The sequence below is a fragment of the Microbacterium limosum genome, from assembly GCF_036324365.1.
GTDB lineage: Bacteria > Actinomycetota > Actinomycetes > Actinomycetales > Microbacteriaceae > Microbacterium > Microbacterium limosum.
The window spans coordinates 521,493-537,231 of the sequence record NZ_CP137080.1 but is presented as its reverse complement, the minus strand read 5'-3'; the positions used below and the strand labels follow the sequence as shown (position 1 = coordinate 537,231).

The 15,739-nt window shown below is 65.0% G+C and carries 15 protein-coding genes; 11 read left to right on the top strand and 4 right to left on the bottom strand.

Going from position 1 to position 15,739, the window contains the following annotated elements; all coding sequences use genetic code 11:
* The first annotated feature begins 58 nt into the window (after positions 1 to 58).
* The gene (locus RYJ27_RS02635; protein ID WP_330171217.1) at positions 59 to 256 is read left to right on the top strand and encodes a hypothetical protein; all 198 of its coding nucleotides are present in this window, start codon (positions 59 to 61) and stop codon (positions 254 to 256) included.
* A 30-nt stretch (positions 257 to 286) separates the two neighbouring features.
* On the opposite strand, the gene RYJ27_RS02630 is transcribed toward RYJ27_RS02635, so the two are convergent.
* The 3 genes from RYJ27_RS02630 to RYJ27_RS02620 are packed head-to-tail and all read right to left on the bottom strand — an operon-like array spanning position 287 to position 3,179.
* Entirely contained in the window at positions 287 to 1,183 is an 897-nt protein-coding gene (locus tag RYJ27_RS02630; protein ID WP_330171216.1) for a GIY-YIG nuclease family protein, read from the bottom strand.
* Positions 1,180 to 2,265, bottom strand: a complete 1,086-nt coding sequence (locus RYJ27_RS02625) for a restriction endonuclease subunit S (protein ID WP_330171215.1) — start codon at positions 2,263 to 2,265, stop codon at positions 1,180 to 1,182. The genes RYJ27_RS02630 and RYJ27_RS02625 overlap by 4 nt, the downstream gene beginning before the upstream one ends.
* Before the next feature lie 11 nt (positions 2,266 to 2,276).
* Positions 2,277 to 3,179 carry an HsdM family class I SAM-dependent methyltransferase gene (locus tag RYJ27_RS02620; RefSeq protein WP_330171965.1) on the bottom strand — a complete coding sequence of 301 codons (903 nt, stop codon included), beginning with the start codon at positions 3,177 to 3,179 and terminating at the stop codon, positions 2,277 to 2,279.
* 51 nt (positions 3,180 to 3,230) lie between these two features.
* Between RYJ27_RS02620 and RYJ27_RS02615 the strand changes: the two genes are divergently transcribed.
* From RYJ27_RS02615 to RYJ27_RS02600, 4 genes are read left to right on the top strand one after another with little or no spacing between them, the layout of a single operon-like run.
* Entirely contained in the window at positions 3,231 to 4,646 is a 1,416-nt protein-coding gene (locus tag RYJ27_RS02615) for a tyrosine-type recombinase/integrase (RefSeq protein ID WP_330171214.1), read from the top strand.
* Positions 4,643 to 6,457, top strand: coding sequence for a hypothetical protein (locus RYJ27_RS02610; protein ID WP_330171213.1), 1,815 nt, complete (start codon positions 4,643 to 4,645; stop codon positions 6,455 to 6,457). Before RYJ27_RS02615 ends, RYJ27_RS02610 begins: the two co-directional genes overlap by 4 nt.
* Positions 6,454 to 8,559: a hypothetical protein gene (locus tag RYJ27_RS02605; RefSeq protein ID WP_195692255.1), complete on the top strand. Its 2,106-nt coding sequence runs from the start codon at positions 6,454 to 6,456 to the stop codon at positions 8,557 to 8,559. The genes RYJ27_RS02610 and RYJ27_RS02605 overlap by 4 nt, the downstream gene beginning before the upstream one ends.
* Complete coding sequence (locus tag RYJ27_RS02600) at positions 8,552 to 8,968, top strand: hypothetical protein (protein ID WP_195692256.1); 417 nt, start codon at positions 8,552 to 8,554, stop codon at positions 8,966 to 8,968. Before RYJ27_RS02605 ends, RYJ27_RS02600 begins: the two co-directional genes overlap by 8 nt.
* A 21-nt stretch (positions 8,969 to 8,989) precedes the next feature.
* Here RYJ27_RS02600 and RYJ27_RS02595 read toward each other — a convergent pair whose 3' ends face one another.
* Positions 8,990 to 9,631: an NYN domain-containing protein gene (locus RYJ27_RS02595; protein WP_036295197.1), complete on the bottom strand. Its 642-nt coding sequence runs from the start codon at positions 9,629 to 9,631 to the stop codon at positions 8,990 to 8,992.
* 213 nt (positions 9,632 to 9,844) lie between these two features.
* Between RYJ27_RS02595 and RYJ27_RS02590 the strand changes: the two genes are divergently transcribed.
* The 6 genes from RYJ27_RS02590 to RYJ27_RS02565 all read left to right on the top strand — a co-directional run bounded on the left by RYJ27_RS02590 (position 9,845) and on the right by RYJ27_RS02565 (position 15,737).
* A complete protein-coding gene (locus RYJ27_RS02590; RefSeq protein WP_036295200.1) occupies positions 9,845 to 10,126 on the top strand; it encodes a helix-turn-helix domain-containing protein in 282 nt (93 codons plus the stop codon).
* Between the two features lie 72 nt (positions 10,127 to 10,198).
* Entirely contained in the window at positions 10,199 to 10,579 is a 381-nt protein-coding gene (locus RYJ27_RS02585) for a hypothetical protein (RefSeq protein ID WP_195692257.1), read from the top strand.
* A 47-nt stretch (positions 10,580 to 10,626) separates the two neighbouring features.
* Positions 10,627 to 11,034, top strand: a complete 408-nt coding sequence (locus tag RYJ27_RS02580; RefSeq protein WP_195692258.1) for a hypothetical protein — start codon at positions 10,627 to 10,629, stop codon at positions 11,032 to 11,034.
* Entirely contained in the window at positions 11,027 to 11,836 is an 810-nt protein-coding gene (locus tag RYJ27_RS02575; protein ID WP_195692259.1) for a hypothetical protein, read from the top strand. The genes RYJ27_RS02580 and RYJ27_RS02575 overlap by 8 nt, the downstream gene beginning before the upstream one ends.
* Before the next feature lie 48 nt (positions 11,837 to 11,884).
* Positions 11,885 to 12,067, top strand: a complete 183-nt coding sequence (locus RYJ27_RS02570) for a helix-turn-helix domain-containing protein (RefSeq protein WP_036294314.1) — start codon at positions 11,885 to 11,887, stop codon at positions 12,065 to 12,067.
* Positions 12,068 to 12,137: 70 nt separating this feature from the next.
* Positions 12,138 to 15,737, top strand: coding sequence for a helicase-related protein (locus tag RYJ27_RS02565; RefSeq protein ID WP_330171212.1), 3,600 nt, complete (start codon positions 12,138 to 12,140; stop codon positions 15,735 to 15,737).
* Positions 15,738 to 15,739 lie beyond the last annotated feature (2 nt).

Here is a 15,739-nt window from a genome sequence, read left to right as displayed (position 1 = left end):
CCGCGCCGATGTCGGTGAGTGGTGATCTACTCTTGGCAACACAGAGAGGACGTTTCCGATGGCACCCGTGATCGAACTCACCACCGAGCAGTTGACGGCTCGGCGAGACGAGTTGCTCGCCAGCCTCCGCCTCGCGTCCTACGACGAGTTCCGTGAGCGCGCTGGCGCCGGAGTCCTCACAGATCGCGAGTGGGCGCTCCGTAACGAGCTTGACTCTCTCGCTTACCTGTTGGGCGAGGACGATCTCGCCGACTGACGTCAGAACGCGACTCCATCAAGGAGGGCGTCAGGAGACATCCCGGGACTCCCAAGCACCGAAAGTACCCGCGCCCGAGACCCATTCGACGCGTCCGTTGCATGCGCGGCCGAGGCAGATGGCACCCGCCGTTGACGGGGAGGGAAAAGGAATGTCGCGAGCGACCCGCGCCGAGGCCCCTTCCACCAGGATTGCACCGTTCGCGACGAGCTTCTCGTGCTGCGCCCGGTACGCGGCGTAGGCCTTAATGGTGCTCTCCGCGATTCCCTTGCCGCGCCACCGCGGCACAACGACCGAACCTTCCAGCACCGTGAACTCCCCGTCGACCTGCTGCGCCGTCGCACGCACACCTGCGCGCTGGCTAACGAGCTCGAAGATCGGTGAGGGCGTAGCGTGAGAGATCTCCGACGACTCATGCGCCTGGCGCGACCTGATCACATTGATGTTCAGCACCGGCAGGACGATCTGAAGCTGCTGTAGAAAGTAGTCCATGTCGGACTCATCCGCCTCCGGGAGTGGCGGAGTCGCCGGCGCAGTGCCGTTATCGAGTGTCGACCGCCCCGCCTGCTGCGCCAGCGATATCAGCCGCGACTCGAGGTACCTGACGTGCGACTTCGTCAGATTTGTGTCCTTCGACGTGACAACCGCCACGCGGTCCCAGAAGTCCTTCTCGCGCAAGTGGTACTTGAGTCGGTCGCCGATGACATCCGCCTCACCGACGTAGCAGCGGACGTCGCCGACTGCCGACTCGTCGTCGCCGAGCAGGAAGTACACCCCGGTTCGCGACGCCTCGGGACGCCGCAGCAGCTCGCCGACGTCCGACCTCGGCGCCGTGAGAATGTGTCCCGTCCAGTTCGTGATCTCGGCCGTCGAGAGGCCGCCAGGTGTCCCGTCGACCAGGAACAGCTTGATCTGCTTGCCGCTCACAGTTCTCCTCGGAAAGCGCGATGTTGGAGGGATGCGAAGAGGCCATCGAGGTGTGACTCGTGCTGTTGTGCTGAGCCACGCGCGGAACGCGCACGCTCGACATCGGCCGCGATCGCCTGCTGCATACCGATCGGTGGTACACGCAGCGATAGGGCTCGCACATTGGTGGCGTTCAGAGTATTCAGCCCAGACGTGGTGTTCGCGACTCGTCGAAAGTACTCGCGAGACGTGGCGCAATTGAGGGCGAGTTCGAGAACGCGACCCGTCACTCGTCCCGTGATCGGACGAAGTCGAAACAGGTGGTTCTGATGAGTGAGCTCTCCGTCAGGAGGTGTCTCGATGAGCGCAGCGCGCCCGACCTCGGCCCGGTTACCATGCCCCTCGACGACCAGCACGTCATCGACCTGCAGGCGAGTGCGTGCGATCTCGCGATCGGTCACTCCAGTCTCCTTCAGTTCGGAGAGGTCGATTGAGCCGCGGAACACATTCGCAACTCGAAGATAGTTCGCCTTCGCTGGAAGCGCCCCGCGCCGCGCGTTGAGTGTAATTCCTCCCTGTAGGCGGGCCACGTCTGCGAGGGTCGCCACGTCCCACCTGGACTTGTCGTATGAGTCAAACACCACCGCGGGAATGTCGTTGAGGAGCGCGGTGGTCCGCCGCCGCTTCGCGCGGAGGGCGTCGGCCTCGTCGAGGATTGCGGCGATGCGACGCTGCTCGGGGAGGGGTGGGAGGGGGAGCGATGCTCGATAGGCGTCCTCACGATTGAGACCGGGGACGGCGGCTGACTTGTTCATTCGGTCGAGTCCCAATGAGTGGAGCGACCAGTAGAGCCAGCGCATATCGACATCGCGCTTGGGAGCGACGTAGTAGGCGGTATCAATCGGCCAGCATCCGTCGGGAGCCCAGGTGAGGGATCCGATAGACCCCTTACGCCCTACGACTATCGTGGCCATCGTCACAAGTGCTGTCGTGTGCGTCCCTGCGACTCCGCCCGAGCCGATCACGGGGTAGTCTCCCGCGACCCTGTCGCCAGCCACCAAAGCCTTTCCGTACCTGAGCTCGATCAGGTCGTCCAGCGGCACCGTCTCCCATCTCACGCGAGCATCTCCCGCAGGCGTTTGAGGCCGTCCTGGATCTCGACCTCGAGGGCGTCGAGTTCGTCGAGGACCTCGGTCGGCGAGCGGTGCTCGACCTCCTCGATCTCGATCTCCTTGTAGCGGTTGAGGCTGAGGTCGTAGTTGTTGTCGACGATCTCCTCGCGCGGCACGACGAAGCTCTGATCCGTGCGCGCCCGCGAGGCCTCGGCATCCAGCGCCTGCCAGCGGGCGAGCACATCGGGCAGATCGTTCGCCTCGATCGGGGTGCGCTTGTCGTCGAGGGTCATGCCGTCGGCGCGCACGTCGTAGAACCAGACGTTGTCGGTGCCGCCCGACGAGGTCTTCGTGAAGAGGAGGATCGCGGTCGAAACCCCGGTGTAGGGCTTGAAGGTTCCGGAGGGGAGCTTGATGACGGCATCCAGCTTGTGGTCGTCAACGAGCATCTTGCGCACGGCCTTGTGCGCGTTCGACGATCCGAACAGCACCCCCTCGGGCACGATGACCGCCGCGCGACCACCGTTGCGCAGCATCCGGATCATGAGCACGAGAAAGAGCAGCTCGGTCTTGCGGGTCTTGACGAGCTTCTGCAGGTCTTTCGACACCGTCTCCTGGTCGAGCGAGCCCGCGAACGGCGGGTTGGCGAGCACCAGCGTGTAGCGATCGTCGCCGGGATGCCCCTCCGACAGCGAGTCAGCGCGCTCGATCGTGGGGTTCTCGACGCCGTGCAGCAGCATGTTCATGCTCGCGATGCGCGCCATCGCCGCATCGGAGTCGTACCCGGTGAACATGGATCCGTTGAAGTGGGCGCGGGTCGCGGCATCCGACCACATCTCGGGGTGGTGATCGCGCAGGTACTCCTCCGCGGCGACGAGGAAGCCCGCGGTGCCGACGGCGGTTATGTGTACGTTCGGTCAGTGTCTCAACGACCCACCCGACTGCACCCCCGGAGCATGATGTATCTGCGTTTCGTCGACCACCAACTCGCCCCCTCAACCGACTTCGACGCGCGCGCCAGCGACATCTACTCGCGCACCCGTTCGCTCCCCGAGGGGATGCCGATCCTTCTTGACGATCGGTGGCGGCCGGTTGAGCCGTGGTTGACGTACTTCCGGATCGTCGCAGCGTCGACAGACCCGGCGACGCTGCGCGCGTACGCATACGACGCCAGGCGGTTTGCGTCCTTCCTCGCCACGCGACAGACCGACGTGATCCATGCGTCGAGCGACGACATCGTCGCGTTCCGCGAATGGCGGCTGAGCGGCTCCGAGCGCCCGGTGTCGCCGGCGACGTGGCGACGCGACGTGGTCGTGATACGCGGGATCTATCAGCTGCTCACTCAGACCGGGCAGATCCAGCGCGAACCGTGGATCACCATCGGAAGGTCGTCGCCGCTCCGGATGCGTTGGAGGAGCGAGCCCGACATTCGGCCGCTGACGCAGGCGCAGTGGCGCACGTTCCTCGACGTCGGTCTCGGCGGACGAACCGCCGCGGGCGATCTGGACGAGAGTTGGCGGGGCACAACGAGCCTGCGTTCAAAGGCGGGCGCGCAGCTGGCCGTGACGACGGGGATGCGCCTCGGTGAGTTCTCCACACTGCTCGACGCTGAAGTCCCGCCGCCGACGGGCACCGGCATCTCCGTCTTGCTCGAGGCGTGCGCGAAGTACCAGAAGCGTCGACGCGTCCACGTCCCCCTCACGACGCTTCGGGCGGTCGATCTCTACCGGCAGACGGAGCGCCGAGCGGTCGTCCGCGCGTCAGCTGCCTCCCTCTGGCGACGCCGCTCCGAGCTGTTCGTCGTCGACGAGATCGACGTGTCGGCAGGCATCCTGCGAGGCCGGGTGAATGGGCGGCGATCGAGATGGCGGCTGCACCAGCTGCCTCCGCACCTGCGACGAATTGCCGTCATCGAGCGGGACCACGGGATGGAGGCGCTGGGGCTGTTCGTCGGTCGAGGCGGTTTGCCGATCAGCCGCAGGCAATGGCACGCGACGTTCGAGGCTCCAAGCGGGCGTGCTCTGAGGCTCGCTCAGGACGAGATGGGCGGTCGCCGTGCACGGATCACTCCGCACGATCTGCGCCACACTTTCGCTGTCGTGCTCCTGAAATCGCTGACCGATGTGGCGCTGGCCCGCGAGGCGGAGCGACGGGCAGGCAACGTGGGACCAGCCACGATCTCCGAGCACATCGCCATCAACCCGCGACTTACAGTGCAGCGGCTGCTGGGGCACTCGAACCCGGCGACGACCATGGTCTACCTGCGCTACATCGAGGACACCGATGCGCTCATCCAGGACGTATTCGAGAGCTGGAGCGACGAGGGCATGACATACGCGGACGCAGTCCTCGCTGATCGGAACGTCGCGTGACGAACATCGACCTCACCCCGCGGCAGATGCTGTTCGTTCTTCCGACCGCGAACGTCGATGGAACACTCGCCCCGCTCGACTTCGCACACCCCGTCCTTGCGGCTGAGCTCGCGGACGCGCTGATCGACATCCGTCGAGCCATGGGTCACACCGACGGCACCGCGTATCAGTACCGCCGGGCGCTGATGAGCCTTCTGCGCGGTCTACCTGACGCTTGCCCGCGAACTGTGAGTCTCGCAACGCCGGGACTCGCCCTCATCGACGCGTTGCACGCGTGGGAATCCGCGTTGGCCGGCAACTACCCGCCAGAGAGCGCGATCCCGTACAAGTACGGCAGACAGATCCGCGCTCTCGTCCGCGTCCACGCAGCGAACGGTCGTGACGTCAGCGACGCCACGCTCCGTTGGGCGCAGGCGCACGTGCTGCACCAGGGCGGCGACTCCACGCCGCTCGATGAGTTCTCGAACGCGGAGCGACTCGCGATTCGCAACGCCTGCCGCGCCCGAATCCGCGAATTGGAGGCTCGTCTGGCAGTCGGACGTCGGCTGCTCGCCAGCGCAGACGATCCCCGAAGCACAGGGTGGGAACGAAGCGCCGATGTCCTGTGGGGCATTCGCCATCTCGGACGACGTCCCGGAGCATCGATCGAGGCTGATGTCCTCCGCGCGTGCGCATCGGGTGTGCTCGACGACCTCCACGACGACTTCGCGCTCGAACAGTCACCGGTCCGCGCCAATGCCGGCCGGATCACGCGACGACTACTGACCCACCTCTATCCGTCCAGCGAGGACCTCGTTGCGTTTCGCACACTCCTGCAGTTGGAGAGTGGTGCGGCGCCGGAAGAGTGGTCGGACGTTCGACTCACAGACATCGAGCACACGACAGACTCGGTCCGCGTACGGCTCCACAAGGCGCGAGCCCACCGAACTCGAACCGTGCGATGCGCGATCACCGGGTCTCGCGATGGCACCGGGTGGAGAGCAGGGGATCTCATACTTCGCCTGATCGCTGTCACCGAGGCAGCTCGGGAGGAGGCAAAGGAGGTGGGCGGCTCCGACGCGGACGCCTTGTTCATCACCGTGCAGCGCACCGCGTCCAGGCATCTCGTCGCGCGCCAGGAGTCATTCTCGCGCCGCCCCTTCACGTCGCTTCTGATGGCGATCTCGCCCGAGATATCAAAGCCATACGATTCCCGCCGGCTACGCAAGACAGTGAAGAGTGTTCGTGCAGCAGTGCTCCGCAGCGCTGACGCCGCGGCGGGAGACGACCACAGCATCGCTGTCTACCAACGCCATTACGCGCAGTCGACAACCGTGCATGTTCTGGCCGGCAACGCAGTCAACGCGGCGCAGAGTCAGGTGTTCGATCGAGTACGAGGGCCGGTCTTCGTTCGTGCTGCGGCCAGCACCGTCGACGACGCAGCAGGCGACCTGGGTGCTGCCGCAGCCGCCGAGTTGGCCTCGAGCGCCACTGACCAGGGAATCAACGTGACTCAGTGCACGTCACCGTACGAATCGCCCTTCACGCCGGCGGGGCGGCTCTGCGAGCATCGGCCATCGATGTGCTTCGCGTGCCCGAACGCGATCGTGTTCGCAGATCACCTGCCGCGAGTCCTCGCGTACCGAGAGATTCTCCGCGGTCACGAGAACGAGATGCCCCCGGCCCAGTTCGCGGCGGTACACGGTCAGCAGTTGGTCAACGTCGAACGCATCCTCCACGAGTTCTCCCCGACGGAGATCGAGAACGCGCGGACGGCGTGCGAGACCGCCTCTGTCCATGTGCCGCTCACCCAGAGAGGAGTCCACCTGTGAGCGTCGATCGCGAGTACTCTGCCGAGCCGGTGTCGCTGTTCGCGAGCGACTACTGGGCGAGCGACACGGCGGTCATCTCAGATCGACACCTCGAACATGACTTCCCCATCCCCTTCTTCGGAGATGAGGATCGCTGGGACCTCAGCGCCCTGGGGTGGAACCCTGCTGCGGGCCGCCATTCCGCGGTGCTGTTGTTCGACTCGTTCATCGGTGAGTGGAACCTTCGTGCTCGCGAACTCGCAATGGCACTTCTCAACCCTGTGCATCCCGTGCTGCGCGGGCAGATGATCTATCTGCGAGCAACGCCCGCCCATGTGAAGACGATCCGTTCCAAGCTCGAGGGCCTGAAGCGGTTCGCCGCGTGGTACGCCGACAACCTCCCTGACACTCCACTCCGTGATCTCCATCAGTCGCACCTCGACGGCTTCCTCACTGAGGTCAAGACGATGGGGATCCCCTCCAGAACGCGACAAGCAGTCGATGCTGTTCGCGAACTGCACACCTACGCGGCAGTCCTCTCTGGCGGAGGCATCCCATTCCGTCCATGGGGAGATCTCCACACGATCGCGCTCAGCGGGCAGAAGTCCAGCGCCGAGCTGAGCACGCCGGTGATTCCACCGCAGGTGTGGTGGCCGCTCCTGCGGGCGTGTTGGCAGTACATCAACGTGTTCTCGCACGACATCTTTGCGGCCGCCGCGGAATGGTCGGCGCTCGACCGCCCCAAAGCCGAGCGCGTGAAGGTACGACACCCCGAGGACACGCTCGCGCGATGGATCGTAACGCCCGGAAATCGGGTGCCCCTGCATCGGATGACGTACGGCAGATTCCGCGAGGGCGAGATCCACTGGACACTTCTTTCCTTGCTCGTCTCCGATGGGCACAGCAAGCAGATGTTCTCCGAGTTGGACCGTCCTGACGTCCTCCGCCGACGTCAGGACATCGTCGACGCGATCGGCTCCGGCACGCTCGCGACCGCGCGCGGTGGGCTCGCCACAAAAGCGACGGCGATCGAACGCGCCGATGGATCCGTCGGTCCGTGGATCGACGGATTCGACCCGGCGACGATCCGAGTCCAACTGAAGCTCCTCCGCAACGCGTGCTACGTCTTCTGCGCGGCTCTCACGATGATGCGCGACTCGGAACTGCTGAGCATCAAGAAGGGAGCGCTCACCACTTCGTACGGGGCGCCCGCCGTCACCTCCCAGCTCCGGAAGGGTCGGCGTGGGACCCAGCGACGCAACTGGTGGATCATCGAACCCGTTGCGCAAGCAATCGCCGTCGCGGAACGACTTGCTCTCGGCGACGACGTCTTCAGCTCTGTTCGACGTGAACATCGAGCGCACGACGGAGCAGGTCGGTTCGATCGTCACAGCGAGCTGAAGCAGTTCATCTCTCAGCTCAATGGTCAATCCGCGGATGCCGGTCTCGAACCGATCCCCGCGTTCCAGCTTGCACCGCACATGTTCCGGCGGACGATGGCCGTGATCACCGCGCAACAGCCAGACGGCGAGATCGCCCTCGGCATCCAGCTCAAGCACGCAGCGCGACGCGCCGTCGCGAACGGCACGACCTCCGGGTACGCGAGCGAGACGCCGGAGTGGGCCGCGGAGTTCGAGCATGAGCTTCAGGAAGCTGTCGCGTCACGGTTGGTCGGCGCCTGGTCTTCTCACCAAGACCACGAGATGAGGCTCGCAGGCGCAGGCGCACAGCGCTTCCGAGACGAGCTCGAGAAGGTCGAGGCCGTCGCAAGCAACGAGGTCAAAGTCGGCGACGAGCGCACACTGCGCGCACTCCTGCGCGATCGCTTCAGCACGCTCCGATGGGGAACCGTCAACCACTGCCTCGGCATCCCTGAGCAGGCGGCGTGCTTGAAGGGGCTGCCCGCCGAAGCGGCCGCAGGAGGCGTCATGCCTAATCGCTGCCAACCCACCGCCTGCGGCAATTCCGTCGTCACCGAGGAGCACGCGCCGATCTGGATCGCGGAGGAACGCGACCTCGTCGCGAAGCTGCGCGACCGAAAGATGGCACCACACAATCGCGAACAACTCGAGACAGAACTTGAAGACGTTCGCCGTATCACGAGGAAGTTCACGGATGCCTGAGATCTCTGCCGCGACCGAACGCCGACTGCGCGACGCGATGGAGCGCCTGCTCACCGGCGCGGCGATCCGCACCGACGGACGCCTCATCAAGGAGAACCTCTATCGCGAAGCTGGCGTCAGCCGCGCCACCATGAACCGTGCGACTGCGGTCATGGATGAGTGGGCACGTCGCGTCGACGGGTCCCAGCCGCGAGATCGTGAGATCGAGTCGTTGCGAAGCTCGCTGGCCGATCGTGCAGCCCAGATCAAACAGCTCCGCGAGCGAGTGAGCAGCCTCGAAGCACAGCTGACGATCGCCGCGACCGCCATCGCCGAGCTGCACGTCGAGAACCAGTTGCTGCGTGGCGATGACCCGAGCCACAACGTCACTCCGATGAAGCGCCCGAACGCGGACTCACGCCGGGGATGACGGGCGCTGCTGCTGCTCGTGTCATCGCCACTTCGGAGGTCGGGTGTACGTGGTCGCGCCGACGGTGAAGCTCTCGGGCAGAAGAGCCTGGCGGATCTTGTCGCGACCGATCTGCGACGACGCGGGCATCAGCTGCTTGAGTTCGCTCGAGAACCGCTTGGGTGGGAAGGCGGCGCCGATGAACATGTGCGGGCGGAATTGTTTGGCCGCCCTGACCGCGGGCGCAAGATCGCTGTCGGCGCTGATGATCAGTGCCGAGTCCATCGCGTTCGCAGCGGCGTCGCCCACAAGAGCAACGGCGATGTTGACGTCGGTCTCCTTCTCCTCGTGCACCGTACGCGTTGCGCGACAGTTGAAGCACGTCACGGTCTTCGCTTGATATCGGCCCTGCGTGACGCTGAAGACGTTGGTGTGACGCGCAGCGACGGCTGCCTGATGGTAGGCCTGACGACTGGCCGCGCCCGCATCGCCCAGCACAGGTGCGGTGAAGTACTTCACCGCGACGATGTGGCTGCGTGGGCGCAGGCTCTGCGCGAGTGCGACGAAGTCGATCCAGAGCGTCGAGCGTCCGAACTTGTCGTGCATGCCGTGATAGAAGTTGAAGCCGTCGATGTAGACGATGAGGCGCTCGTGCGGCGGTCCAGGAACGGGTGAGGCTGACAACAGACGACTCCAAATCGGTGCACGAGGTGATCACCTTCCTACCAGCGATCGTGTGTATAGTGTGGATACACCCCGCCCGGTTGTTCATCCCAACCGTGGCCCGACGCCCTCCCTCGTGGAGGGCGTCTTTGTGTCCGAGCCGGGTTGTCGAGCCATCGAGATTGCCATACAGATTAGGCCTTACTGCAGAGGCCTACTCGTGACGCTTGATGGGTGCCTTCCCCCGCGACCTCGCCTGATGCGTGGGACCACTACGCTCGCGAGCTCGGCCAGAACATCCAGCGGGAACGAGCGCGTGTCGGATACAGCCAGGACCGTGTGGCGTACGAGTCCAACCTGAGCCGCTACACGTACCAGAAGCTCGAGAAGGGTGAGTCGAAGCCCGGAACTCCCGCGAATCCGACCGTCAAGACTCTGCTGGCGGTAGCTCAGGTGCTCGACGTTCAGCTCACCGACCTCTTGCCCAGCGTGACGCCCGACCTCACGATCCGCTGAGGCACTTCGGCGTTGCGGGTGACAGCCCGCGACTACCAGGAGAGGCCTAATCTGTATGGCATTCTGCACTGTATGGGCGCTGCGGAACTCAACCAGGAGTCGTTCGTCATGGCGGTGGAAGATCCCTACCTCACCGCCCTGATCGGAACGATCGAGGAGCCCGCCGGATCCAGCACCGCAGCCCAAGCCGGCAGGCTGACGATCGCATGGTGGGACACACATGGCACTGGGCCGTCGTGCGCCGAACTCTTGAACGCGATGTTCACGAGCATCGCGTGGGACGACGTCATCGAAGACCCGGGACGGACACTCCTCGAACGCCGTGAACAGACCGAGCTCATCCAGCGCTGGCTGATCAGCTACTGGACCCGACTGGGCGCGATCGCCTTCATCCCCGGACACGACGACGTCGTACGGCCGGGACGAATCTATCCCGAGCCGGAGACTGACTGATCCATCACCGCCTGATAGGTTGGCCGGTTCTACGTCGAGGAGGAAGCATGCGCGAGATCTCAATCGCAGGCCGTACGGTCACGGTCTCGCTCGTCGCGACCACGCACGGCGAGGATGGCGATATCCAGCGCTACCTCGTCGAGGTGTCGGGCTCGGACGCCGCGACCCACCTCTCGATTCTCCGCATGACCAGCGCAGTCGATGCACGCGCAATGGCGTCGGCGATCGAGACCGAGCTCCTGCTCGACTATCCGGGCAGTCGTGACGACGGAGTCCTCCGCGATCCGAGCGTTCGCGCCTGGCGCGACGAGCATCGGACCGCAATCGAGGCCGCTCTCGGTCAGCTGCGTGACGAGATCGCTGGGATGCCGCCGGAGCCGGTCAGCGACCTCGAACGAACGCTGCTTCGCGCCTTCGAGATGGATCCCGACGCCCCGGATCCTGGCGATGCGTGAGTACCCCTGGTTCGACTTCGACCAAGTCGACTTCGTGACCTCTGACACCCACTTCAGTCATGCCCGCATCAGCGAGCTCGCCGACCGTCCCTTCTCAACCGTCGCGGAGATGGATGCCGCGCTGATTGGCCGGTGGAACGACGTTGTCGCTCCTGACTCCGTCGTGCTGCACCTGGGAGATCTCGCGCTCGGAGCGATCGCTGAATCCCTTCCGCTCACCGCACACCTGCACGGACGCCGACTCCTCGTCCCCGGCAACCACGATCGTGTCTCGCCCGCGACGCAGTCGAAACGGGCGATCGAGCGATTCCTGCCCATGTACGAAGCGGCGGGCTGGGAGATCCTCCCAGAGGTCGTCGAGGGCACCCGCCGCGGGTACCGGATCATCGCTTCGCACTACCCCTACGCCGGCGACAGCCAGGAACAGGATCGACACACTTCGCATCGCCCGCGCTGGGACGACGGCATCCCGCTCATCCACGGGCACACCCACGCACGGGACCATGGCCCGAATGGGCATCAGTTCCACGTCGGCGTCGACGCCCACGACTTCTCACCAGTCCCGTTCAGCGTGATCGACGGCTGGATCCTGAGCCTGCCGGGAATCGAGACTCGGCTGCAGACAGCGGTCCGCGAGGCTCGAGAGGTCCTCGCCGACCTGGACGATACGCCCCCACTCAACATGGACTTGATGTTCTTCATGCAGGCGTACGACGAAATTCACATGCACCTCGAAGAGCTGCTGGCGGCCGTTGACGAAGTCGGGCACCTTAATGGCGACGAGGGCAAGGGGTCCCGATAGGATCGGCCATACCCGGATAAATCCGGTTCAATCCGCATGGGGGCGTGAATGTCCGAGCCGTGGCTCTCTGCCGACGACATCGCTGAGCACTTGGGCGTGACCAAGGACACGATCTACGCCTGGATCTCCGACAAGGGGATGCCGGCGCACAAGGTCGGGCGTCTGTGGAAGTTCCAGGCGAGCGAGGTCGACGACTGGGTACGCAGAGGGGACGCAGGATCTCCGGACTGACCCAGTCGGCCGCGATGTCGGCGGCACGACGTATCCTGATCGACTTGCCATTTTCCAGGGGAGGAACCACGTGGACGCACCTGCGGTGACGCTGGCATCGCTGCGCGCCGGGCAACGCCTGCGCGGTGTCCTGCCCGGGCAGCCGGTGACACTCGTCGGCGTGACACCGCTGGACGACGCGCTCGTCGAGATCTTCTTCCGCGATGACTCGGGTCGGACCGGCGAACGCACCATCACCGAGCTCGATGCCGGCAAGCTCGAACTAGTCACGGAGCTGGGTAACGCGCCCGCGTTCGACGGCGACCCTGATGAGTTCCGCCTCGCGGCCGAGGCGCTCCGCATCAAGTACGCCGCGCTCTACGACCCGATGGCGGCGGTGAATAGCTCGGACGTCGATCCGTTGCCGCATCAGATCCGCGCAGTGTACGAGGAACTCCTCCCGCGAATCCCGCTGCGGTTCCTCCTCGCTGATGACCCCGGCGCGGGCAAGACGATCATGGCCGGCCTCTACCTCAAGGAGCTCATCCTCCGCGCCGACTGCGAACGAGCGCTCATCGTCGCGCCCGGCGGCCTCGTGGAGCAGTGGCGGGAAGAGCTGTCGCAGAAATTCGACCTCTCGTTCGAGATCTTCAACCGTCAGATGGTCGACGACGCGCAGGGCCGCAATGTGTTCGACGAGCACCCGTTCCTCATCGCACGGATGGACCAACTCTCCCGCAGCGATGACCTGATCGAGCAGCTCTCCGACGTCACCTGGGACGCTGTCGTCGTCGATGAGGCGCATCGCATGTCCGCGCACTACTCGTCATGGGCGGGTCAAGTCGACGAGACGAAGCGGTTCCGGCTGGGGCGGCTGCTCGCCGAGACCGCGCACAACTTCCTCCTCATGACCGCGACCCCGCACGCAGGCAAGGAAGAAGACTTCCAGCTGTTCATGTCCTTGCTGGACCGCGACCGGTTCGAGGGCCAGTTCCGCGCCGGCGTGCACCGCACTGACACGCGCGGCCTGATGCGGCGCATGGTGAAGGAAGAGCTCCTCACCTTCGAGGGCAAGCCTCTGTTCCCCGAGCGTCGCGCGTACACGGTCGAGTACGAGCTGAGCGACCCCGAGCGTGAGCTATATGAGCTGGTGACCGGCTACGTGCGCACCGAGATGGGTCGTGCGGAACGGCTCGCGCAGGCGGGCGACAAGAAGCGCGGCAACAACGTGGGGTTCGCGCTCACCGTGCTGCAGCGACGCCTCGCCTCAAGTCCGGAGGCGATCCTCCGATCGCTCGAGCGACGCCAAGTGCGACTCGAGACCCGTCTGCGGGAATGGCAGCGCGCGACCGACGAGGCCCGCTACAGCACCTCCATGACTGCGTCTATTGACGAGTGGTCAACCGGCCGCGTCGCACTCGACTTCGAGGACGCCTCCGCTTCGGCGCCAAGCTTCAACCCCGACGAGTTCGATGACCTCGATGAAGAAATCTCCGAAGAAGAACGAGCACAGTTCGAGGCCCGTGTCGACCAGGTGGTCGACCTTGCCACTGCGGCCGAGTCGATCGGTGAACTCCGCGCTGAGATCGCGATCCTCGAAGACCTCATCCGCGTCGCGCGCCGCGTCCGGTTGCTGGATGACGACAAGAAGTGGGTGGAGCTGCGCACGATCCTCGACGACCAGCTACTCGTGCACGACGACTCGGGCGAACCGCGCAAGATCATCATCTTCACCGAGCACAAGGACACCCTTGACTACCTGCGGCAGAAGATCACGACGCAGCTGGGTCGCCCGGAGTCGGTCATCACGATTCACGGCGGCACGCGCCGCGAAGACCGCAAGGCGGCGCGCGAGCAGTTCACCTACGACCGCAACACCGTCGTGCTCCTGGCGACGGATGCCGCGGGCGAAGGCCTCAACCTGCAGCGGGCGCACCTCATGGTCAATTACGACCTGCCGTGGAACCCGAACCGGATCGAGCAGCGTTTCGGCCGCATCCACCGCATCGGCCAGCGGGAAGTGTGCCACTTGTGGAACATGGTCGCGAAGGACACACGCGAGGGGGACGTGTTCACGCGGTTGCTGTCGAAGATCGACCAGATGTCGATCGCGTACAACGGCAACCTGTTCAACGTTCTCGGCGACGCGGATGCTTTCCAGGAGAAGTCGCTCCGTGAACTGCTGATCGAGGCGATCCGGTACGGCGACGAGCCGGAACGCAAGGCCGAGCTCGACCGAGTCATCGACGCGAGCGTCGCCCACGGGCTCGACACCATGGTCGCTGAACGAGCCTTGCACCCCGAGATGTACTCCTCGCTCAATCTCGAAGAGATCCGTGAGCGGATGGAGAAGGCCCGCGAGCGACGCCTGCAGCCCGGATACATCGCGGCGTTCTTCCTCCCCGCCTTCGAACGCCTCGGTGGCCGTATCCGTCGGCGCGAGAAGGGCCGATACGAGATCACGCGGATACCACAGCGCGTCATCGACACGGCACGCCGACTCAACCGGTGGGCACCTGTGCCGGAGCGGTACGAACGAGCCACGTTCGAGACTGCACACGTTCGCCCCGAGAATCAGACACAGGCGGCACTTCTCGCCCCCGGCCACCCGCTCCTCCAAGCGGTCATCGAACTCACGATCGAAGACCTCGGGCCCGTGCTCAAACGAGGAACCGTGTTCGTCGATCGCCGTGAACAGCAATCCGAGCACACTGCACTGCTGTATGCCGTCGAGCAGCGCATCCAGAACGCCACCACCGATGCCGACACCGTGTCGCACCACTTCGACTACCCCGTCCTCGACACCACGGGGGCTGTCACGCTCGCTGCTGCGCCGCCCTACCTCGACTACGACGCACCACACGCGGGTGAGGCTGCGGCAATCGCCGAGGTCCTCGCGGACGAGTGGGCAAACAGCGACCATGAACGCTCTATCCGGACGTGGGCGTATCGAGACGGACTCGCACCTCGCATGGACGAACTCGCCGCGCGGATAGCCGTGGATGTCGACCGCACCCGCGTGCAGGTCAAGGAACGCCTCCTGGCCGAGATCAACCATTGGGACCGCGAGCACAATCGCCTCGAAGCGCTCGAACGCTCCGGCACCATAGGCCGCCTCCGCGCCGACGCCGCGCTCCAGCGAGCCCGCCAGCTCGACGAACGACTCGACAAGCGGCTCCGCGCCCTCGACGAGAGCACGCAACTCGTCGCACTTCCCGCCGTTGTCCGCGGGTCAGCACTCGTCGTGCCGAGCAAACGACTGTCGCCTGGCGACGAGGATGCCGCGCCTCAGACCTTCGCGCGCAACACCGAGCTCGTCGAACGCCGAGCCGTCGAAGCCGTTCTCGCTACCGAACGCGCACTCGGCCGCACGCCCCACGAGATGCCCAGGAACAATCCCGGATACGACATCCAGTCCTTCGATCCCGACGGGCGCATTCACTACATCGAGGTGAAGGGGCGGATCGAGGGGTCCGACACCTTCACCATCACGACGAACGAGGTCACGTTCGCGCAGACGCAGGGCGACCGTCACCGACTCGCCCTCGTCCTCGTGTCGCCGGACGGCGAGAAGCGGGACCGACTTCGCTATGTCATGGACGCGTTTACCCACATTGAGCCGTCCGCGACAACACGGTCGTACAACGAGGAATGGCACGACTACTGGGATCGCGGAGGCCCACCGCGATGACA